Origin of the sequence: Erwinia sp. MYb375, assembly GCF_037479175.1 — a bacterium.
In the GTDB taxonomy this organism is placed as follows: domain Bacteria; phylum Pseudomonadota; class Gammaproteobacteria; order Enterobacterales; family Enterobacteriaceae; genus Erwinia; species Erwinia rhapontici.
In genome coordinates this window covers 353,296-374,961 of record NZ_JBBGZS010000023.1, presented here as the reverse complement: position 1 = coordinate 374,961, position 21,666 = coordinate 353,296, and the positions used below count along the sequence as shown (strand labels likewise).

Here is a 21,666-nt window from a genome sequence, read left to right as displayed (position 1 = left end):
TTCATTCAAACAATCCGCTACTGATTAACTTGAGGATCGGTATCGTATTCTTTACAGCTCTGGAAGCCATAGTTCATCACACGGCCGGTGTCAGCGTAGCTGACGAAATAGGTTTGCTGCTTCCCGTCACGTTCACCCAGCACATAGGTCTGGCACGTACCACGCGCATGAACCATCGTAATTTCGGTTGATGGTGGCCCGGCAATATCACGAACCTGCTGACGCGTCATGCCCTTTTTCACATCCTGTACGACTGGTTTCGTCGCATAGCTTTCAGCGCGGTCGTAAGCTGTACAACCAGATAACACAGCCAGTGCTACTGCGGCACCAATCAATCCCGTCATTTTACGCATTTATTATTCCTCGTGTCTTATCCGTGTAACGTTAAGCTTGGAATAGAAATACAGATTTATCAACTTTTTGGCGTCAAATTATTATCAGTTTTATCTGGAAGGTGCTTATAATCGACAAATTGAGAATGAACATTCGCACTCAATATCCTGATCTGCGTCATCCGCATTTACAGGACCTTTTACCTGACAGTGGAGCGCCAGTGAGCCTGCAAACAGAAGCCCGTGATGCCCGCCATCGTCTGCGCCAGGATGAAATCATTATCGCCGCCCGTCGCTGTTTCCGTCAGCACGGTTTTCATGCCGCCAGTATGGCGCAACTGGCCACGGAAGCGCAGCTCAGCGTCGGCCAGATATATCGTTATTTCACCAATAAAGATGCGATTATCCAGGAAATCGTAAAGCGAATTATCGACTCGCGTGTGCAGGAGATGCTCACCACCAGTAGCAATATTCATCTGGCCGAGATGCTGGCATGGCGCGAGGTGCAGGATGAAGATGATGAGGCGCTGATGATGGAAGTGGCTGCTGAAGCCACCCGCAACCCGCACGTGGCAAAAATGATGGCGGATGCCGATGAGCGCATGTTCAGCCACGCCTGTCAGAAAGTTGCCCGCCTGCATCCCGAATTCAGTGCCGAACGGATTCAGGCCAGCGTCGAGATCCTCGCCGTGATGGTTGAAGGCACCTCTTATCGCCGACTGACGCCGCAAAAAGCGTCACCCGATCGCCTCTACACCTTATATCAACACATTAACGACCTTCTTTTTAAATCAGAGGAATCATGACACCTGTGCACCCCAAACGTCTTGGCTATGCCATCACGCTCGGACTGCTGGCGGCCCTGGGCCCGCTTTGCATTGACCTGTATCTGCCCGCCCTGCCAGAGTTGGCCACAGACCTGAACACCCCGACGGCCACCGCACAGCTGAGTCTGACCGCCGGGCTGCTTGGCCTCGGCCTTGGGCAGCTGTTTTTTGGCCCCCTGAGTGATAAATATGGCCGCATTCGTCCTTTGCTGCTATCACTGGTGTTGCTGCTGGTGGCATCGATCGGCTGTGCACTGGCACAGGATATCCACCAGCTTCTGCTGGCGCGCCTGTTTGAAGGATTGTCCGGTGCCGGGGGCGCAGTGCTGTCACGTGCTATCGCCCGCGATATGTATAGCGGACACGAGTTAACCCGTTTCTTTGCCCTGTTAATGCTGGTGAACGGGCTGGCCCCTATTGCCGCCCCGGTAATGGGTGGCGCACTGATGGCCTTCCTCGACTGGCGGGGTCTGTTTATGGTCATCGCACTCATTGCCCTGCTGCTGTTTATTCTGGCACGTATCAAGCTGCATGAAACTCTGCCCCCGGAGCGACGTAGCCAGGGCAGTATCTTCTCGGCGTGGGCCGCCTTAGGTCAGGTCGTCACTCACCGTCCGTTTATGGGATTCTGCCTGACGCAGGGCTTTATGATGTCCGGCATGTTTGCTTACATCGGCGCCTCCCCTTTCGTGTTGCAACAAGTCTACCACCTGTCGCCGCAGGCCTTCAGTTTATGCTTTGCTGCCAACGGTGTCGGCCTGATTATTGCATCACAGGTCAGTGCCCGTCTCTGCCCGCTTTGGGGTGAATACCGGGTGCTGAAAGGCGGTCTGACACTGGCGTTTATTTCATCCAGTAGTCTGCTACTGGCAGGCATAAGCGGCGCGGCTCTGCCGCTGGTGCTGGTTGCGCTATTCTTTAGCGTGGCCAGTAACGGGGTCATTTCCGTCACCGCGTCATCGCTGGCGATGCAAAGCCAGGGTCACCGGGCGGGCAGCGCCTCTGCGGTGATTGGCGTCACCATGTTTACCCTGGGGGGCATCAGCGTGCCAGTGACAGGCATTGGCGGCACATCAGTGCTGACCATGACCGCCACCATATTCGGTTGCTATATGCTGGCCATATTGATGTTTACCCTGCTGGCAGTGAAACCGAAAAACGCCTGATATATCAGCGTGTGGCGCGAATAAGTATTTGTTGTTTCGCGCCATGCAGGTTAGCTTTAACAGACAAAAATGCATCTGGCCGCCGTCTGTCGGCGCTGAATCTGAGGAGAGATCAATGGCTTTGCAACAGGACATTATCAAGGCGCTGGGCGTCAAACCCACTATTGATGCCCGTGAAGAAGTTCGCACCAGCGTAGAGTTTCTCAAGTCGTATCTGAAAACCTATCCGTTCCTGAAAACGCTCGTGCTGGGGATCAGCGGCGGTCAGGACTCGACGTTAACCGGAAAACTGTGCCAGACCGCCATCAACGAACTGCGTGACGAAACCGGCGATACGACTTACCAGTTTATCGCGGTACGTCTGCCGCATGGCATTCAGGCTGATGAGCAAGATTGCCAGGATGCCATTACGTTTATCCAGCCAGACCGCGTGCTGACGGTTAACATCAAGGCGGCGGTGCAGGCCAGCGAGCAGGCACTGCGCGAGGCAGGTATTACGCTGTCTGATTTTATTCGTGGTAATGAGAAAGCCCGTGAACGCATGAAAGCTCAGTACAGCATCGCGGGGATGACGGCAGGTGTGGTGGTCGGTACCGATCATGCGGCCGAAGCGGTCACCGGATTTTTCACCAAGTATGGCGATGGCGGTACGGACATTAACCCGATTTTCCGTCTCAACAAAGGCCAGGGGAAACAGCTATTGAAAGCGCTGGGTTGCCCGGAACATCTCTATCTGAAACAACCTACGGCCGACCTGGAAGATGACCGTCCAGGTTTGCAGGATGAAGTCGCGCTGGGCGTGACCTATGAGATGATCGATCGTTATCTGCAGGGCGAAACGATCGATGCCACCGCGGCGAAAACCATTGAAAACTGGTATATGAAAACTGAGCACAAGCGGCGCCCGCCGATCACCGTCTTCGACGATTTCTGGAAGAAATAACCCTCAGCGGGGCGCTATCCTGCCACCCCGCTGCTTTTTCATCTCAGCATTCACTGCTACACTGTACAAGTAACCAGTAAGTGGAGTCGTGAGTGACAAAAAAAATAGCCAGCCGTCGCCCAGTTTTAGAGGCGGAAACCCTCTACCAATACCCCGAGCAACTCCGTCCGTGGCTTTCCAGCCTCCCCGCCCTGCCCGGTGTGTATACCTTCCACGGCGAAAGCGACAGCCTGCCGCTCTATATCGGTAAAAGTGTCAATATCCGCAGCCGCGTGCTGTCGCACCAGCGCCCCCCCGCCGAGGCAAGAATGCTCTACCAGGCCCGGCGCATCAGTTTCATACCTACTGCAGGAGAGATGGGCGCCCTGTTGCTGGAAGCACAGATGATCAAGCTACAGCAACCGCTGTTTAATAAGCGCCTGCGCAAAAACCGCCAGCTCTGCGCACTGCGAATCCATGAGGGTCGGCCCGAAGTGGTCTATGCCAAAGAGGTCGATTTTTCCCATACGTCAAATCTGTTTGGCCTGTATGCACATCGCCGCGCTGCGCTGGCTACGCTGCAGAAGATCGCCGATGAACAACGGCTCTGTTACGGCCTGCTGGGTCTGGAGCCGTTAAGCAAAGGGCGCGCATGCTTTCGTTTTGCCCTGAAGCGCTGCGCAGGTGCCTGCTGCGGTAAAGAGCCACCAGAGGCACATCAGCAGCGTTTACTGGCCGCGCTGGAAGCGGTACAGCTCCAGTGCTGGCCATGGCCTGGCGCAGTGGCGGTGATTGAAGAGGGCGAGATGCAAAAGCAGATACATGTGATCAATAACTGGCTGTATCTGGGATCGGTCAGCGCACTGGAAGACGCCGTCGCACTGTGCAAAACGCCGCCAGGGTTTGACAGCGATGGCTACAAAATCCTTTGCAAACCGCTGCTCTCGGGCAAACTGCCCGTGATCCCCCTGCCCGTCTCAACGCTATAAACAAAACCGCCGACGCTGACCACCGCCATTCAGGCAAGGTGGGCAACGTCGGCGGTCTCCAGTCTGTGTCAGCGAGGTTTAGTCGTCTGCAGGGGGCATTTTACCTTCATGCTGTGGTTTTTCTGTCAGACGTTTCTCAAAATTCTGATTAAACTGTTTTTTCTGCTCAGGTGTCAGCACGTTATACAGTTTGTTCTGCGTTTCCAGCATCGACAGTGCGCGCGCCTTACCGTTCGCCGACATCTCCGTTGCCTGGGCTTCCGCTTTAGTACGGTCGAAGCTGTCTGCCGCGATAATGCTGTGCATCGCACGACGCTCTTCCAGGGAAGGACGCTTCATCTCTTTGTGCGACTCTTTCATGATGGTGCGCATCTGCTGTTTCTGCGCATCGGTCAGATTCAGTCCCTTAAACATTTCGTGCATGCCGCCATGACGTGGTGGCTTATGCATCATCGGTTTGTCAGCCCCCGCTGGCGGTGGCGTTAAGGTATCCGCTGCGGCATGAACAATACCCGCAGCGCCAAGGGCCAGTGTAGCGGCTACAACGAAAGAAGATAATTTACGCATAATATTGTCCTTATATTTCAGTCTGTGGCAATTCAGTTGTCGTGATGTCGAAAGCAAGTCTACGACGCTGAACGTCAAGTACTCAGAGGCAGAGTAAAGCAGTGAAAGCATAAAAGACAATTTATCGGCAATCATGGAGACAATGCGAAGAATTAGGTGAGGAATTGCAAACAAATATGAATACGGGGGCATTTATGCATTAATTATGGAGAAGTGTAATACGTACAACAGGATTGCGGAAGGAAAAAGTGAGCTGATTTACGCTTTGCTTAAAGGTGATAAACATTGAGCCAACATGTTGCAGATAACCGCTAATTTGATGATATAAACGGCAATAAAAGCGTTATAACCCAGGCACCCCCTTAGATTCAACCATTCTAACGAAAAACGTAAGATAATGATAAATAATATATATTTATCAAGATGAAATACTTTATTTCATATGCTTACTTTGAAATGAAATAAGTTTACCTTTACATTAAATCTGCTCACTGCCTCAGGTATAAAAACGTACCCGCCATAACTTATTATAACGACAGCGATGGGTATTAATTCAATGATGAATAACATCAGGGTTGATGTGGCATTTTTCAGTAAGGTAGTAAGACTTATCCTGCTCACCTTTCTTTTAACTGGTATCACTTTCGCCCATGCAGCATGGCACCCTATTGATATTCAGGATGAACGAGTACTTCTTGATCCACCGCATATTTACGCGAAAGGAAATACGCTTTACTTTGATGGGAAAATTGATGAAGACACGGATACCGTTGTCATCGCACTCATCAAGAAAAACAACATCAGAACAATATCCATCAACAGTATTGGCGGCGCTATCGTCCCGGCGATGAAAATAGGCCTGATTATTTACCAGAGAAAAATCGATATTGAGATCCGCAGCGTTTGCGCGTCAGCCTGCGCCAACTATATTTTTACCGCGGTAAAAAATAAAAAACTCACCCCTGATTCTTATCTTTTGTGGCACGGTAGTGCCCACAGCCCCAAAGCTGAATTCACTATTGACTACAGCCAGGAGAAAATCGCCCGAAAACAATTTTTTTCAGCGCCAGAATTTATCGCCATGAAAAAATGGAACGTGATTTTTACCACACCATTGGCGTGCAGTATAAAATCGGTTTTTGTCCGCAACGCCTGAAAGATTATCACCAGCGTTTCCCGGAAAAATGGTTCTCATATTCTGAGAAAGACCTGCAAGCATTTGGTGTAAAAAGTGTTTTTTATGTTGGAGGCAAAGAAAAATGGCATCGTTCGATGAAGGATAAGGGCGTGATTTTCGCGGCCCCTTGTAGATAGATGAGTTCAACAGACTACGTCACTGTCTGGACATGAATAATCTGCTGAACCCAAAAAATATACCAGCCGTATTCTTGCTGGCAGTCATACATTACAGCGTTGAACTCAGCGCCTCGTTATGCGCACTGTCTTCCACCAGCATCAGGCCAGCACGTGAGCCCGTAGCGACAGCTGGGTTCGGGAACAGGACAAATTCCTGCGCCTGCTGGACGTAATAGCGCTTATCACCATCTTCCGCCAACAGCGCCCCCTGCGGGAACGCGGTGAAGTTCAGCGTCTCAGGATTCATATGCAATACAAATTGTTCGGAAAGCCGGGTAATTTGCTGTGACACGCGGTAGCGCCGCGGCGGCTCTGCCACCTCAGGTAATGCGCCGCCGCTGATCAATGCGCGCAGAGCCTGCGCTGAAGTCGCAAACTGGCTCAGATCGTTCGCACCGAAAGGTAACGCTTTACCCAGTTCCAGCGTACAGCTGGCGGCCTGGAAATGCTGACTACTGTAATGCGTAAACGTCCCGCCTGGTGCCCGGTGAAATACCAGTGCTTCCAGCCCGGCAGCGGCCAGCCAGTCCATAAAGGTTTCAGGCCACGGCGTTTCACGCAGCGGCATGACACCAAAGCGGGTGTGATACGAACCGCGGATGGCCGTGTGCATGTCGATATGCCAGCGCACCTCTTCATACTCACCCGCCTGCCAGAAGTTTTCCATTGCCTGCTCCAGCCGCCAGGCACGACGGGCTTCGGGGCAATCTTCATACTGCTGCCAGCGGCCGCCAAACATGCGGTTCATGTCGCCGTGCAGATAACGCTTGTTCTGGCGCAGCGCAGCCGGATTGCCGTAAATCACCAGCAAGCGGGTTAACAGCGGCTGCTCTCCGCGCAACAGCGGCTCGATAAGCTGTTCCAGGATCTCTACGGGGGCTGTTTCATTGCCATGAATGCCTGCGGAGACCACCAGTGCCATCGACACCGTCTCATGCGGTGTCAGTTCAAGAATACCCACGTCAATCCAGCGCCAGCTCAGATGCGCATTCTGCCCTTCCGAATGCGCAGGGCTGTGCCCGTTGAGGGTTAATGTGAGGAAATCCTGCATCGATACTCCTTAGAAAAATCGCCGTTCAGCCCTGACAGGCCGGAGAAGACCTCCGGCCCTGCGATCATCGCTTTACTGCTGAAAACGGTACACATTGCCTAAGTTTAGCAGCTTCGTCAGCTCTTCGAGTGCTTCGCGTCCTTCGCGCAGCAAATGAGGGTCGGCAAGGTCAGCCTGCGACAGCCGATCGCGGTAGTGACGTTCCACCCAGGCATTGAGGGTCGCGAATAAACGATCGTTCATCATGACCGCCGGATTGACCGCCGCCTGCTGCTGCGCATTCAGCACCACACGCAGGCGCAAACAGGCCGGGCCGCCGCCGTTGCACATACTTTCACGCAGATCGAACACTTTCAGTTCATCGATCACGCCGCCGCTGGCCGCCAGCTCCGTCAGATATGACCAGACGCCGGCATGACGCCGTGCTTCATCAGGCAGCACCAGTAACATCTTGCCATCGTCTTTACTTAACAGCTGGCTGTTAAACAGGTAGGTCGCCACCGCATCCGCCACACTGACGCGATCGTCAGGCACTTCAATTGCGATAAAGCCCGGCACTTTCCCGGCCAATTCGGCCAGCAGCTGCGGCTGGTGTAAGAACGCCTGTTGATGGCAAAACAGCGCCTGCTGGTTGCTGACCGCAATGACGTCGTTATGAAACACGCCCTGATCGATCACCGCCGGATTCTGCTGGGCGAACACCGTGCGCGCCGCATCAAGCTGATGCAGACGGCTCACTGCTTCACTGGCTTCACGCGTCTGACGTGCCGGGTAACGCACGGGGGCCTCGCCACCGTTCAACCCGGCACGACCATAGACAAACATCTGCACACCGGGCTCACCATAACCGCGGCTAAAGCGGTTATGGTTTGCCGCCCCTTCGTCGCCGAACATCGCCACCTGAGGCAACGCATCGTGCACGCTGAAATGCTCAGGATCGCGGAAGATAGCCCTTAGCAGCGCGCCTGTCGTTGGCGCTTCCATGGCGCGGTGGAATTTATTATTCAGGTTCGCCACGGTAAGGTGCACGCGGCCATCGGCGCTGTCGGCCGATGGCGACACCGTGGCAGCATTCGCCACCCACATTGCCGAGGCCGAACTGGCGGCAGACAGCAGCGCCGGGTTCTGTTTCGCCGCCTGCGCCAGCACCTGTTCATCGCTGCCGCTGAAGCCAATCTGGCGCAACGCCGCAATATTGGGGCGCTCATGCGGTGGGATCACGCCCTGGGCAAAGCCCATATCGGCCAGGGCTTTCATCTTCATCAACCCCTGCAATGCCGCCAGCTTCGGGTTGGAGACCTGGTGCTGATAACGCGTTGAGGCCTCATTACCAAACGACAGTCCGGCGTAATGATGCGTCAGACCCGGTAAACCATCGAAATTCACTTCACGGGCGCTCATGGCGTTTCTCCCTGTGCACTAAAATCCAGACCCGGTGACAGGCTGGCGGGCAGTGTTAAGTCAGGCGACTCCAGTGACGCCATCGGCCATGCGCAGTAATCCGCAGCATACCAGGCGCTGGCACGATGGTTGCCTGAGGCACCAACGCCACCAAACGGCGCCGTACTCGCCGCCCCGGTCAGCGGTTTGTTCCAGTTCACAATCCCTGCTCGTGCTTCGATCAGCAGGCGTTCGAACTTTTCGCGCTGCGGTGAAATCAGCCCACATGCCAGCCCGTAGCGGGTGTGGTTGGCGATGCGGATCGCGCGGTCAAAATCGTCATAGCGGATCACCGCCAGCAGCGGCCCAAAGACTTCTTCATCCGGCAGATTTTGCAGCCCGGTCACATCGATAATGCCCGGCGTCAAAATGGCACTGCTGCGGTCCGGCCACTGCATCGGCAGCAATACCTTGCCACCCGCATCAATACGCGCTTGCCACTCGCTGAAGATCTTCTCTGCCGCCTGGAGTGAGATCACGCTGCCCATAAAAGGCTGAGGCTCATCGTTCCAGCGCCCGCTACGAATTTTTGCCGCCACGGCCACCAGACGCTCGAGGAACGCATCCCCGGCGGCGCCGCGTTTCACCAGCAGACGACGTGCGCAGGTACAGCGTTGTCCGGCACTGATAAAGGCCGACTGAACGGCAATATGCACCGCGGCGTCGATGTCATCCGGATCTTCGACGATCAGCGGATTATTACCGCCCATCTCCAGCGCCAGCATTTTTTCCGGCTGTCCGGCAAGCTGACGGTGCAGCTGATAGCCGGTTGCTGCGCTGCCGGTAAACAGGACACCATCCACCTGGGGTTCCTGCGCCAGCGCCTGTCCGGTCTCACGGCCGCCCTGCACCATATTAAACACGCCGCCGGGCAGCCCGGCACTGAGCCATAATTTTCCCGTCAGCTCAGCCGTCATCGGTGTCAGCTCGCTGGGTTTAAAGACCACACAGTTGCCTGCAAGCAATGCGGGAACGATATGACCATTGGGCAGATGACCGGGGAAGTTATACGGGCCAAAGACCGCCATCACCCCGTGCGGACGGTGGCGTAGCGAACTTTCGCCTTCTGCCTGCTCACCGGTGCGGGCATGCCAGGCGCGCAGCGAAATCGCCACTTTATTGATCATTGCCTGCACTTCTGTCTGCGTTTCCCAGCGCGGTTTGCCCGTTTCACGCGAGATGGTTTCACTCAGCTCAACTTTGTTTTTTTCCAGCAACCCGGCAAATTTCTCCGCGATGGCCTGCCGCTCAGAGAACGGGCGGCGTGCCCAGGCGGGAAACGCCGCGCGCGCCGCTTCACAGGCCGATGTCACCTGCCCTGCCGTGGCGGCTTTACCCTGCCATAACAGTTCACCGCTCACCGGATCGGTTTTACTGAAGTTCTCGCCACCACCGGTCAGCCACTGACCATTAATACAGTGCGTCATGCTTTTTTCTCCTCATGACTAAGGGTAACCACCCGCAGGTTATCACCCGGCTGGCACCCTAAAATGTCGGCCTGAGCGGCCGTGATACAAACGGTGTTGCTCTGCGGATCGGCAGGCAACAACATCACACGGAACTGTTGATAGTTCTCATTAGCGACCAGGCACAGCGGCAGCGCGTCATCTTGCTCCTCACTGATCAAGGCCGTCAGCAGACGGCTTTTTCGGATGGCGCGGACACGATCAATGTCGCACTCCAGCGTCGGGCCGCCGTCGAAAATATCGACGTAATTCTGGAAGTGAAAACCTTCGGCTTCCAGCACGGCACGCGCGGGCGCAGTATGCGGATGGACCTGGCCAATCACCGACCTGGCCTCATCCGACAGATAATCGATATACAGCGGATGCTTCGGCATCAGCTCGGCAATAAAGGCTTTTTGCCCGGTGCCGCACAGATAGTCAGCATCGGAAAATGACATCGAGAAGAAGCGGCTGCCCACGCTGTCCCAGAAGGGAGATTGCCCCTGTTCATCAATCACACCCCGCATTTCGGCGACCACTTTCTGCATAAAGTGCTGGCGGAATCCGGCCATAAACAGAAAGCGTGATTTTGATAACAGATAGCCGTTTTTCCCATTTCGGTAATCCGGGTCAAGAAACAGTGTGCACAGTTCGCTGCTGCCCGTGTGGTCGTTGCTTAACGACAGCGTGGGCAACATATTGTAAACGTTCAGCTCTTTCGAGGCGTGCACCTGAGTGCCGACGCGAAAGTTGTACCACGGGTCCTGCAGACCCACCGCCACTTCAATGGCGCAGATGCCCACGGCCTTTTTGCTCTCACTGTCTGCCAGTACAAATACGTATCCCTGTTCTGCACGCGGCAGTTTTCCCTGCCAGGTCAAAAGCGAACGATCGATACGCGCTGACAGCGTGTCACTGTCAGCCGGCAGCGAGGTCAGCCCCCCGCCGGTTTTTCCGGCAAGGTGCATTAACTGCGCCAGATCGTCTCGTTCAACGGGACGAATATACATCATGCGCGGGCTCCTTCAGTGACGGCGAGGCAGGCACGTTCAAAGCGCGCCAGCCCCTCCTCAACTTCCTCCCGGGTGATGATCAGCGACGGCGCAAAACGCACCACGCTGGCACCCGCGATTAACACCATCAGCCCTTCACGGGCGGCGGCCTGATTAATCAGCTTCGCCTTGCCGCTGTAGTCCTGATTAAGCACACAGCCAATTAACAGTCCCAGTCCGCGGATTTCACTGAACAGCTGCAAGCGCTGGTTGATGGCATTCAGTCCGTCGACAAACCACCGATGACGTTCTGCCACGCCTGCCAGCACTTCCGGGCGATTGATCAGTTCCATCACCTTGCCACCCACTGCGCCTGCCAGTGGATTGCCGCCGTAGGTGGTGCCATGACTGCCCACATTCAGGTGCTCAGCCAGGGTTTCCGTCGTCAGCATCGCGCCAATCGGGAAGCCGCCACCCAGTGCTTTCGCGGTGCTCAGCACATCCGGTGTGACGCCATAATGCATATAGGCATACAGCGATCCGGTTCGGCCCATCCCGGTCTGGACTTCATCGAAAATCAGCAGCGCACCGTGTTTATCACACAGTTCTCGCAGACCACGCAGGAAGGCCGGCTCAGCGGGAACCACACCGCCCTCACCCTGAATCGGCTCGACAATCACTGCACAGGTCTGGTCGTTAATCAACGCAGCAGCCGATGCCAGATCGTTGTACACCGCGTGCTGAATGCCCTGCGGCAGCGGTGCAAAATCTTTCGAGTAGGCCGGCTGGCCGCCCGCGGAAACCGTAAACAGCGTGCGGCCATGAAACGCATTGTTAAATGCCACAATACCGCTTTTCTGCGAGTGACCATGATCCATCGCCACCTTACGCGCCAGCTTCAGTGCCGCTTCGTTCGCTTCCGCACCGGAGTTACAAAAGAACGCCCTGTCGGCAAACGTGGCATCAATAAGCTGTTTGGCCAGCCGCAGAATGGGTTCATTGGTGTAACCATTCCCGGTATGCCACAACAGTGCGGCCTGCTGCTGTAACGCAAGCTGCAAGTCGGGATGCGCATGGCCGAGGGCATTGACCGCAATACCACCGGCAAAGTCGATATATGACTTCCCTTCCTGATCCCACAGTGTCGAACCTTCTGCTCTTACCGGAACAAAACTGGCCGGGGCATAGGTGGGAACAATCCATTGATCAAAGTTTTCACGGGTCACTGACGGTTGCATATCGGCCTCGTTTTGCACATTCCCCGCCTCAGGCAGGGTGAATTAAAAGTTTAAATAATGTTAATGAAATGATTCATTGCAGCTCTACTGTAGATTGCACGCCGCGTGCCATCCAGAGAAAAAAATGCATAAACCGTTCGCAACCACCCAATATCAATGAGTTACAACACAGACCCATTCATTGTTAATGCATAAAAAGTGAATAACAATCTGAACAACCTGCCTTAACAGCACAATAAAAAGCAGAATTATGCAGTAGCAAAATAAAATATCGAATGTGTGATCAATGCCGGGATTTGGTTTTAAAAAGAGTCAGTTAACGCCCCAAAAGACGTCAACCGCACCAAAATAGCGCACAGCAATGGTGCATAGCAGCAAAGAAAGCCGTTGAATGCAGTTTCATTCCCCTGCTGATAATCCCCTTTTTTATTATTATGGTTGAAAGCTATTTTACAGCGAATAATAGTCTTTATTTACATATGGACATTTTATGTTAATGAAAATTAATTCCCGCAATTAAACTATGGAAAAAAAACTCAATAATAAACGTTCAAAAAATGAACCAATGCCATTTTCAATATAAGTTAAAATTATCCTGGCATAAAGAAACCCTATAGTTAAAAACCACACAACACACTGATTTTAAATAAAATAAGATAAGCAAATCATACACTAAAAGAAGGTCATCGTATAAATTACAAGCAACAGAAAAAATAAAAGTGCATTGCCCTGGTTTTCATTTACCGGGGCTAAAATTCAAATTAACATTTTGTTACTAATATTTAGTTTTTATGACACACTTACTTGTGTCATTTTCCATATCGCACGATTTGACAAAACATTATAAATTTTAAGAACAGGGATTATTTAATGATGAAGCATTCGTTTCTGGCTTTAACGGTATCTGCATTACTGGCTTCTACGGCGGCCCAGGCTGCCGAAATCTACAATAAAGATGGCAATAAACTGGACCTGAACGGCAAGATCAACGTCGGGCACCTGTTCTCGGATGACATCAATAACGATGGTGACGTGTCTTATGCGCGCTTCGGTTTCAAAGGTGAAACGAAGATCAGCGATGAGTTAACGGGTTATGGGCAATGGCAGTACAACTTCCAGTTGAATAAATCTGAAGGGTCGGATGCATTAAGCGGCGATAAAACCCGCCTTGGTTTCGCCGGCCTGAAGTACGGTAAATGGGGTTCATTCGACTACGGTCGGAACTATGGCCTGGTGTACGATGCGCTGGCCTGGACCGATATGCTGCCTAAATTCGGCGGTGATTCCGGTTATGCCGATGTGTTCCTCTCAACCCGCGCTACCGGTGTCGCGACCTGGCGTAATACGAATTTCTTCGGTCTGGTCGACGGTCTGAACGTTGCGGTGCAGTATCAGGGTAAAAATGAACGCACCGATGGCAACGCCGTGCGTCGTTCAAATGGCGATGGTTATGCCACATCGGTCAGCTGGACGGCCGATTCTGGTTTCGGCGTTGTCGGCAGCTATGCCAATCTGGGCCGTACCGGAACACAAAACAATGCCACCTTCGGTAAAGGTGATCGCGCAGAGCACTGGGCAACGGCAATCAAATATGATGCCAACCAGATTTACCTGGCCGCGATGTACGGTAACACGCACAACGCCACGCCAATTACGGGTGGCTTTGCTAACAAAGCGGTGAATTTTGAAGCCATCGCACAGTATCAGTTCCTGAATGGCTTCCGCCCTTCTCTCGCCTATGTCAGCTCACGCGGTAAAGACATTGAGAACGTGGGTGATGCCGATATCATCAAATATGCCTCTGCGGGTGCGAACTACTACTTCAACAAAAACTTCCTGGTGTATGCCGAGTACAAATTCAACCTGCTGAAGGAGAACAATCCGTTAGCGCTGGCGGATGATGATGTGGCGGGTGTGGGTCTGAACTATCAGTTCTGATGGGGAAACCTGACCAAAACAGGCAGGGTTTAACACTGACAGCGGGCACGCTCTTGCGGGGATGAGGTCAGTTTGAGGTAAGCCGGACGTCACGCGGCAGGGATGCCGCGAGCCGAGGCACGCACGGAGGCGTTTTTTGCCGATCCGGCGTGCTCAAACTGACCTCATACCTGAAGCCGACCCACCCGCCAGCAAATCCCTCACGTCAACCGATAACGACAGTCCGGCCGTGGCGTATCCGGCAACTCCTCTTCCAGATTCATTTCCCGAAGATTAATCTCAATATTGGTACACATCGCATCCAACGGCAGATGGTTGTTGGCAAAACCAAACGGCATCTCCAGCTCTTCCGCCAGCGTATCCAGCGACAGGAAGGTATAAGCAATAAACACCGAGACCAGCGGCGTCATGTAGTGTAAGTCCGGCACCAGCGCAAACGGCAACAGCGTACAGAACAGATATACCGTTCTGTGCAGCAGCAAACCATAGGCAAACGGCACGGGCATACTCGCCAGACGCTCACATCCCCCCAGCACCTGTGACAGCTGATTAATATTGCTGTCCATGTGCATATAGAGAATGTCGGACAGGTTACCGCGGCGGCGCTGGTCGGCCAGCCACTGCGACAGTTGCAGCTCAATGAAATTGGTCGGCGAACGACGTTTCAGCACTTCATCCGCTTCATCCCCAAGGTAACGACGCAGATCCTCACGGGCATCACTGTGGCGCAACTGATGCTTGAGGCTGTAAGAGAACGCCAGCAGCAACGATGTGACACGCGGCGCATCAGCGGGCGAAATCGCCAGTGCCAGACGTTGTAACGTGCGGCAGGCAATCAGCAGATTGCCCCAGAACATACGTGCTTCAATAAAGCGGCCAAAGCAGACGCTGTTACGAAAACCCAAAAATACCGCAATGGAAACCCCCAGCAGGCTGAACGGTGCCAGCGTCAGCTTGATACCCAGCGTTTCATACCAGTCGAGACAGAAAATAGCGATCAGGGACATCAGCAGATTAAGCGTTAAGCGGAACCAGATTCCGGGTAATACCGAACCGTGCCAGGCGAACAGGCGGATAAACCAGTGACTATGAGGACGGATGATCATGATGTGCAGGCGAGTGAGATTTTTCGCAGATTGTGCAGAAAATCCTCGCGCCTGAGAAGTGGTTTTTTGTGACTTTAGTCACATATATTTCGAGGCAGCGTATTGACAAAAATCACGTTTTCAGCGGATAGCAGAATCCCCTGTATTCAGGGGGACATCAGGTCGAAACTCCCGGTATCCGCAGGCTGTAACGTGACAGGTTGCGCCAGTTTTAGCGTGATCCAGTTAGAAGTCACGCGCTGCTGCTTACTGTCTTCCAGCGTGACGGACAGATGATATTCATTGCTGGCGCCTTCGCTGCTGTCCCAGGCCGGAGCGATAATACTCCAGCCGTTAGGGCTGGCATTATCTGCCGGAGGCGTCAGGCTCAATGCCTGCGTATCCCCCTGCCAGCTCACCGCTTTAATCGCATTGCTGTTACGGACCTGTAATTTCAGCGCCAGTGTTTCACCCGGCTGCACCTGCCACGGTGGCGTGGCGAGGAAGACTGATAGCGTTTTACGCTGACGGAACTCCATCACCGGGGAATTATTGCGGTTAACCTGATCGTAACGGCTCCCGCTTAACGACTTCGCCGCCGCGACATTGCTGGCCGAAAGCTGCTGGCTCAGCGCCACACCAATGCGGTAATTCATCTTCAGCGCAAACTGATCCTGTGACTCGCCGCCATCGCCCTCTTTATGGCTGGCAGAGAGGGTAAACAGCGGCACGGGCGTGTAATTCACCCCCAGGGAAACCGCCGTCGGGTTTGCCGTTGCATTTCCGCTGTTAAACAGATCGATATGATTGCCGAGATACTGCTCGTAACTCAGGCTGACCCCCAACTGGCGGTAAAAGGGCAGATAGCCCTGTGTAGTGATGTCATAACCGCGCGCCATCCGCATCTGCGTCGTGCTGTTGCGATTGCGCCAGCCCGATAGCGGATGGTAATAATTGGCGGAAAAACGCAGATACTCTCCCCAGGCTTCTACCCCCAGAGAACCGCGCTGCTGGTGGGTGGTGAGCACATCGTCAACGAACGCGTTATACCCCACACGCCAGCTCCCGGCGATCCAGCGCTGGCCCAGCCCGGCGTTGCCTACAGTGCCATATTCCGTCTGCTCCACCCCTAACTGGCTGAAGGTCAGATACTGATAATTATCCTGCCAGGGCGTCATCAACTGAGCGGAGGTGCCATTAAAACTCCCGGCATCATCTACGGCCAGCGACACGCTGGCGCGGCCATAAGGTGACAGAAGCAGTTCCCCTTCACTGGCAGCACGCTCGCTGGCGGCAGTACGGAACTGATTAAACGCCCACTGACCCGCTTCCTCACGCAGAGATTTATCACTGTCGTTGTTCATGCTGGCTTCACCGATGCTTTTTGCCGCCTCAGCGATTTTCTGTGCCAGTCCGTTATCATGATCGGTGATGCCCATTCCGGGCAGCTGTTGCTGCATCTGCCGGAAACGACTGGGATCATCAAAGGGAGCATCGGGTACACGTGTGGACTCATCAAAAGCGCGTGCCGCCGTGATCGGCAGGCCGATCACGGCAAGGGAAAACATCAGGCTGGAAACGTGGAACAAATAACGACTAAATAGAATCATAAGCTCAAAGCAATATTTTTTATATGCGCGAGTGTGAGTTTGTTCACAAAATCATACAACTAACCTTAGCACAGAATCCCTCCCCAACGCGAAAATCGGGTCCCCCGCGCGCGAAGGGCAGCCCAAAAACTTACAGCGTTCGCCAGATCAAAATGGCGATACCGCCGAACAGCAGCCATTTGATCACATAATATATCGGCTTATTCCACGCCTTCAGGCGTTTCCCGACCTTGCGCACCGCATAAAGATATTTGAACACCCGGTTAATGCCCCCGGTACGGTCACTATTATTATTGGGGGCCGCAGCTGCCCCCACCAGATGACGGCCAAACCAGTGATTCACTGCCTGCGTCCAGCGCCAGACCATCGGCCGCTCAATGTCGCAAAACAGAATCAAACGAGGCTGCCCGCTGTGATTCTCAGCATAGTGAATATAGGTTTCATCAAATATCACGCCCTCGCCGTCACGCCAGCTGTAACGTTCACCATCCACTTCAATAAAGCAGCGGTCATCATTCGGGGTGATCAGGCCAAGGTGGTAGCGCAGCGATCCGGCATAAGGGTCGCGGTGGCGCGGCAGGCGGCTGCCGTCCGGAAGTGAGGCAAACATGGCGGCTTTGATTGACGGAATACCGCGCAACAGCGCGGTGGTACGCGGGCAGAGAGACATCGCAGAGGGATGTGCCTCGTCATACCATTTCAGATAAAAGCGTTTCCAGCCGGTTTTAAAAAACGAATTAAACCCGGCATCGTTATAGCGATCCGAAGCTTTAACCTGCTCTGATGCCAGCAGCGCCTCGCCTTCGTCACGAATCGACTGCCAGTTGTCACGCAGCTCAGCAAGCTCGGGAAAGTGATGAGGTGAAAGAAAGGGCGTGGTGGGAATGCGGGAAAACAGATACATAAAACAGTTTAGGGGAGCGACAAAGGTAGAATGGTCAGCCAGCTGACGCCAGAAACCGTAACGAACCTTCCCTCTCCAGTGCACATACAGTACGGTAATTATCCACATCAATAAAATGAAGTATTTCATGTTGCTCTACTCGTCAGGTGACCGGGATCATCCTGTGATCCCGTAGATAAATGTCAGCATGTGTCAGGCAGGCGAAGACGACTTTTCGCCGGGTAGTGCATGACCGGAGAGAGTATAAAGACTTTTCGGCGGAGCAGAATGACGGTGGCACGAATGGAATAAAATCGGCCACCGCAACGCATCAGGACATAATCAGACCACCGTCGACGTTGATGGTCTGCCCGGTAATATAGCGTGCATCATCAGAGGCGAGGAAAGCCACCAGCCCGGCAACATCGTCCGGCAGGCCCGCGCGTTTTAACGGAATACCCTGCACCCATTCTGCCATCAGCTCGCCTTTACCATACTTTTTACTGTCGGTACTGAGGATTTCACCCCATACGCGATCGTTGTAATCCCACATTTCGCTTTCGATAATACCGGGGCAAAACGCGTTGACGGTGATATTCCATGGTGCCAGCTCCTGCGACAGGCTCTGCGTAATCCCGATCACTCCCATCTTGCTGGCGGCATAATGCGGCGTATAGATAAAGCCCTGACGCCCCTGCCCTGACGATGTATTGATCAGGCTACCGGACTGCTGTTTCACCATATATTTTGCGGCTTCACGGCAGCAGAGCCAGACGCCCGTGGTATTCACCGCTAGAATTTTATCGAAGTCAGCTTTGGGCATTTTATCGAAGGTGTCGATGGTGATTACACCGGCATTTTGAATCGACACGTCAATCGTTGCGAAACGTTCCGCAGCCTGACGGTACAACCCCTGCACCTGCTCTTCATCGGTGACATCCACCTGCAGTGCCAGAATCTCGCTGCCCCAGGCGGCTTTTATCCGATCAGCCGTTTCAAACACGCGCTCAGCGTTGGAGACCATTACCAGGTTTGCCCCCTCTCTGGCAAAACGTTCGGCAATACCCGCCCCAATACCGCGACAGGCCCCTGTGATCACCACGGTTTTATTACTGAAATTACGTTTCATCTGTTGCTCCTTTATGACGGGTCAGGCGTGCCTGACCCCTACGGAATTCGATGCCTGGGCGTAACACCCTTCTGTGTTGTAGGGGCGCGGCATGCCTCGCCCGATCAAAACCACACAGCACGGCAATTAACGCGACGGTTGCCATAAGGTGCGTTTCACCGCATCCTGCCAACCCAGCCAGCTCTGTTGACAACGCTCATGTCGGCCCGGATCGGGCTGCCAGAGATCATGTTCTGGCATCAGCGCCAGCAGTTGTTCGTCATTAAGCTGGCCAAGCGTCCGCCGTGCCAGTAGCCCGGCCCCGAGCGCCGACAGCTCTGGCGTACTGCTGCGGGCCACCGGGCAACCCAACAAATCAGCCTGAAACTGCATCAGCCACGGATTTTGCGTGGGGCCACCATCCACCATCAGCGTCTCCAGCCGGAAGTCCGGGTGAAGGCGCATGGCCTCAATCACATCGGCAATCTGGTAGGCAATCGCTTCCAGTGACGCACGGATCAAATGTGCTGGTGTTACGCCGCGGCTGAGCCCGCAAATCACGCCGCGCGCCTGGTCATCCCACCACGGGGCGCCGGTGCCGGTCAGCGCCGGAACAAAATAGACCCCAAGGGTCGAATCGATACTGGCGGGCAGTTCGTGTAGCGCGCGGCTCAGTACCAGACCTTTACCGTCGGTCAGTCCGGTCGCCTGCGCCATCCACGCCACACCATCACCGGTATGGGGAATATTGCCTTCAAGGCCGTAAACCAGCCGCTGACCGTCATGCCAGGCCACAGTGGTCGCCAGCGAGGTGATACTGGTATCCGCCTGGCCCAGAGGTGCCATCACCGACGATCCGGTGCCATAGGTGGCTTTCACCCCGCCCGGCGCTCCCAGCCCGTGACCGTACAGTGCGGCATGGGAATCCCCGACCATGGCCATGATGGGCAACCCATCGGGAATACCGGCCAGACCACGGGTCACACCAAACAGGCTACCTGAGGGGCAAATTTCCGGCAGCGCGGCACGCGGGATGCCAAACAGCGCCAGCATCGATTCATCCCAGCCGCCGCTGTGCAGATTTAACAGCTGGGTACGTGAGGCATTCGAGGTATCGCAGCGGAACTGCTGCCCGCCGCTCAGGTTCCACAGCAGCCAGGCATCGATGGTACCGAGGCAAATCTCACCGCTGTCAGCACGCGAATGCCCCTCCGGGGTGTTATCCAGCAGCCAGCGCATTTTCGATGCTGAAAACAGCGGTGCCACCGGTAACCCGGTAATAGAGCGGATCAGCACCTCCTGATTATCGCGTTTGAGCTGATCGCAAAAGGCACCTGAGCGTGAACACTGCCAGGTCAGCGCAGGGCCAATCGGGCGACCACTGTGGCGCTCCCAGCCGATGGCCGTCTCGCGCTGATTGCTGATGGCCAGTGCCGCCACCCGATTTTCACCCACGGTGTTGAGTACGTCGCGCAGCACAGTCAGCGATGCGTTAAGCAGCGTGAGCCCATCCTGTTCAACCCAGCCCGGCTGCGGCGTGGCAACCGTGAGCGGGCGGGACGCTTTTGCCACCACGTCACCGCGAGCATCAATCGCCACCGCTTTCACATTGCTGGTCCCTTCATCCAGCGCAACAATCAGTTCTCTAGCCATGGCTGACCTCAGAGAGCGGCGCGGCCGCCTGCTTTTTTTAATGGCGACGCATCAACACCACTTTGCTTTGCAGCTTCTGCTGGAACTGGTCGATGACGACGGCGGTGACAATGACCAGCCCTTTGATCACCATCTGCCAGAAGTCGCTGACACCCATCATCACCATGCCATCGGCCAGGAAGACAATCACAAAGGCACCGATGATCGATCCGGACACCCGTCCGCGTCCCCCGGCCAGTGCCGTACCGCCAAGCACCGTGGCCCCGATGGCATCCATCTCAAACATATTCCCGGTCATCGGATGCGCAGTTTGCAGCTGTGACGCCACCACCAGACCGACCAGCGCGGCGCACAGACCGGAAAAAGCGTAGACAAAGACCTTCACTTTGATAATCGGCACACCGGCCAGACGGGCAGCAGATTCATTGCCACCCGCCGCATAGATATAGCGGCCCAGCGGGGTTTTGCGCGTAATGTACAGCCCAATCAGCAGGAAACCCACCATCAGCCAGATCGGGAAATACACACCGAGGAAACTGCCCGAGCCGAGCAGTGAAAACCCGGTATTGCCCAACTGCGGAACGCCAACCAGGTTGGCGTAGGTGCTGCCGTCGTTAAACAGCAGCGCCGCGCCGCGGGCGATATACATCATGCCAAGCGTACAGATAAAGGGTGCGACGCCAAGACGGGTGATCACCGTCCCGTTGATCAATCCCAGCACCACCCCAAACACCGCCACCGCGAGGATCACTTCCGGGACATTAAGAAACAGGACCTGTCCGCCCCAGAGGGGAACACCGCTGGTCAGCAGCGCCCCGGCCACCATCCCACAGATGCCCGCCACCGCCCCAACGGAGAGGTCAATCCCTCCCGTCAGAATCACCAGCGTCATGCCAATCGCCAGCAGGCCGGTGATCGCCACGTGCTGCGTCATAATCAGCACATTGGACAGGGTCAGGAAGTTCGGCACCATCACACTGAAAAAGCCCACCACAATCAGCAAGGCAATAAACGTTCTGGCTTTCAGCAGGTACATATACAGCAGATATTTTTGATTCATTTTT

At 54.5% G+C, this 21,666-nt stretch carries 19 protein-coding genes; 6 read left to right on the top strand and 13 right to left on the bottom strand.

Annotated features, from left to right (window positions below):
* Positions 1–17: 17 nt before the first annotated feature.
* Positions 18–353 carry an osmotically-inducible lipoprotein OsmE gene (gene osmE / locus WH279_RS14715; protein WP_133845331.1) on the bottom strand — a complete coding sequence of 112 codons (336 nt, stop codon included), beginning with the start codon at positions 351–353 and terminating at the stop codon, positions 18–20.
* Positions 354–553: 200 nt separating this feature from the next.
* On the opposite strand from osmE, the gene WH279_RS14710 reads away from it, so the two are divergent.
* The 4 genes from WH279_RS14710 to cho all read left to right on the top strand — a co-directional run bounded on the left by WH279_RS14710 (position 554) and on the right by cho (position 4,236).
* Complete coding sequence (locus tag WH279_RS14710; protein WP_339457543.1) at positions 554–1,138, top strand: TetR/AcrR family transcriptional regulator; 585 nt, start codon at positions 554–556, stop codon at positions 1,136–1,138.
* A complete protein-coding gene (locus WH279_RS14705) occupies positions 1,135–2,325 on the top strand; it encodes a multidrug effflux MFS transporter (RefSeq protein ID WP_339457542.1) in 1,191 nt (396 codons plus the stop codon). The genes WH279_RS14710 and WH279_RS14705 overlap by 4 nt, the downstream gene beginning before the upstream one ends.
* A gap of 115 nt (positions 2,326–2,440) precedes the next feature.
* Positions 2,441–3,268 (top strand): ammonia-dependent NAD(+) synthetase, encoded by an 828-nt coding sequence (gene nadE, locus WH279_RS14700; RefSeq protein ID WP_339457541.1) that lies wholly within the window; start codon positions 2,441–2,443, stop codon positions 3,266–3,268.
* A 92-nt stretch (positions 3,269–3,360) separates the two neighbouring features.
* Positions 3,361–4,236, top strand: coding sequence for an excinuclease Cho (gene cho / locus WH279_RS14695; RefSeq protein WP_339457540.1), 876 nt, complete (start codon positions 3,361–3,363; stop codon positions 4,234–4,236).
* A gap of 78 nt (positions 4,237–4,314) precedes the next feature.
* Here cho and spy read toward each other — a convergent pair whose 3' ends face one another.
* Complete coding sequence (gene spy / locus WH279_RS14690) at positions 4,315–4,803, bottom strand: ATP-independent periplasmic protein-refolding chaperone Spy (RefSeq protein ID WP_200643042.1); 489 nt, start codon at positions 4,801–4,803, stop codon at positions 4,315–4,317.
* Positions 4,804–5,359: 556 nt separating this feature from the next.
* Here spy and WH279_RS14685 point away from each other — a divergent pair.
* Positions 5,360–5,959 carry a hypothetical protein gene (locus tag WH279_RS14685; RefSeq protein ID WP_339457539.1) on the top strand — a complete coding sequence of 200 codons (600 nt, stop codon included), beginning with the start codon at positions 5,360–5,362 and terminating at the stop codon, positions 5,957–5,959.
* Between the two features lie 249 nt (positions 5,960–6,208).
* Here the strand turns inward: WH279_RS14685 and astE are convergent, their stop codons facing one another.
* The 5 genes from astE to WH279_RS14660 all read right to left on the bottom strand — a co-directional run bounded on the left by astE (position 6,209) and on the right by WH279_RS14660 (position 12,325).
* The gene (astE, locus tag WH279_RS14680) at positions 6,209–7,210 is read right to left on the bottom strand and encodes a succinylglutamate desuccinylase (protein WP_339457538.1); all 1,002 of its coding nucleotides are present in this window, start codon (positions 7,208–7,210) and stop codon (positions 6,209–6,211) included.
* Between the two features lie 72 nt (positions 7,211–7,282).
* Complete coding sequence (gene astB, locus WH279_RS14675) at positions 7,283–8,611, bottom strand: N-succinylarginine dihydrolase (protein WP_339457537.1); 1,329 nt, start codon at positions 8,609–8,611, stop codon at positions 7,283–7,285.
* On the bottom strand, positions 8,608–10,077 hold the full coding sequence (gene astD, locus WH279_RS14670) for a succinylglutamate-semialdehyde dehydrogenase (protein WP_339457536.1): 1,470 nt from the start codon (positions 10,075–10,077) through the stop codon (positions 8,608–8,610). The genes astB and astD overlap by 4 nt, the downstream gene beginning before the upstream one ends.
* Entirely contained in the window at positions 10,074–11,108 is a 1,035-nt protein-coding gene (gene astA / locus WH279_RS14665) for an arginine N-succinyltransferase (protein WP_339457535.1), read from the bottom strand. Before astA ends, astD begins: the two co-directional genes overlap by 4 nt.
* Positions 11,105–12,325 carry an aspartate aminotransferase family protein gene (locus WH279_RS14660; protein WP_339458716.1) on the bottom strand — a complete coding sequence of 407 codons (1,221 nt, stop codon included), beginning with the start codon at positions 12,323–12,325 and terminating at the stop codon, positions 11,105–11,107. The genes astA and WH279_RS14660 overlap by 4 nt, the downstream gene beginning before the upstream one ends.
* 870 nt (positions 12,326–13,195) lie before the next feature.
* Here WH279_RS14660 and WH279_RS14655 point away from each other — a divergent pair.
* Positions 13,196–14,263 (top strand): porin, encoded by a 1,068-nt coding sequence (locus WH279_RS14655; RefSeq protein ID WP_280518170.1) that lies wholly within the window; start codon positions 13,196–13,198, stop codon positions 14,261–14,263.
* Positions 14,264–14,463: 200 nt separating this feature from the next.
* On the opposite strand, the gene WH279_RS14650 is transcribed toward WH279_RS14655, so the two are convergent.
* The 6 genes from WH279_RS14650 to WH279_RS14625 all read right to left on the bottom strand — a co-directional run bounded on the left by WH279_RS14650 (position 14,464) and on the right by WH279_RS14625 (position 21,662).
* Entirely contained in the window at positions 14,464–15,369 is a 906-nt protein-coding gene (locus WH279_RS14650) for a bestrophin family protein (protein ID WP_200643036.1), read from the bottom strand.
* A 146-nt stretch (positions 15,370–15,515) separates the two neighbouring features.
* Positions 15,516–16,958: a YchO/YchP family invasin gene (locus WH279_RS14645; protein ID WP_445235225.1), complete on the bottom strand. Its 1,443-nt coding sequence runs from the start codon at positions 16,956–16,958 to the stop codon at positions 15,516–15,518.
* Positions 16,959–17,088: 130 nt separating this feature from the next.
* The gene (gene lpxO, locus WH279_RS14640; RefSeq protein WP_339457534.1) at positions 17,089–17,991 is read right to left on the bottom strand and encodes a lipid A hydroxylase LpxO; all 903 of its coding nucleotides are present in this window, start codon (positions 17,989–17,991) and stop codon (positions 17,089–17,091) included.
* Between the two features lie 181 nt (positions 17,992–18,172).
* Positions 18,173–18,970: an SDR family oxidoreductase gene (locus WH279_RS14635; RefSeq protein ID WP_200643033.1), complete on the bottom strand. Its 798-nt coding sequence runs from the start codon at positions 18,968–18,970 to the stop codon at positions 18,173–18,175.
* A gap of 126 nt (positions 18,971–19,096) precedes the next feature.
* Positions 19,097–20,602: an FGGY family carbohydrate kinase gene (locus WH279_RS14630; RefSeq protein WP_339457533.1), complete on the bottom strand. Its 1,506-nt coding sequence runs from the start codon at positions 20,600–20,602 to the stop codon at positions 19,097–19,099.
* Positions 20,603–20,639: 37 nt separating this feature from the next.
* Complete coding sequence (locus WH279_RS14625) at positions 20,640–21,662, bottom strand: ABC transporter permease (RefSeq protein ID WP_339457531.1); 1,023 nt, start codon at positions 21,660–21,662, stop codon at positions 20,640–20,642.
* Between the last annotated feature and the right edge of the window lie 4 nt (positions 21,663–21,666).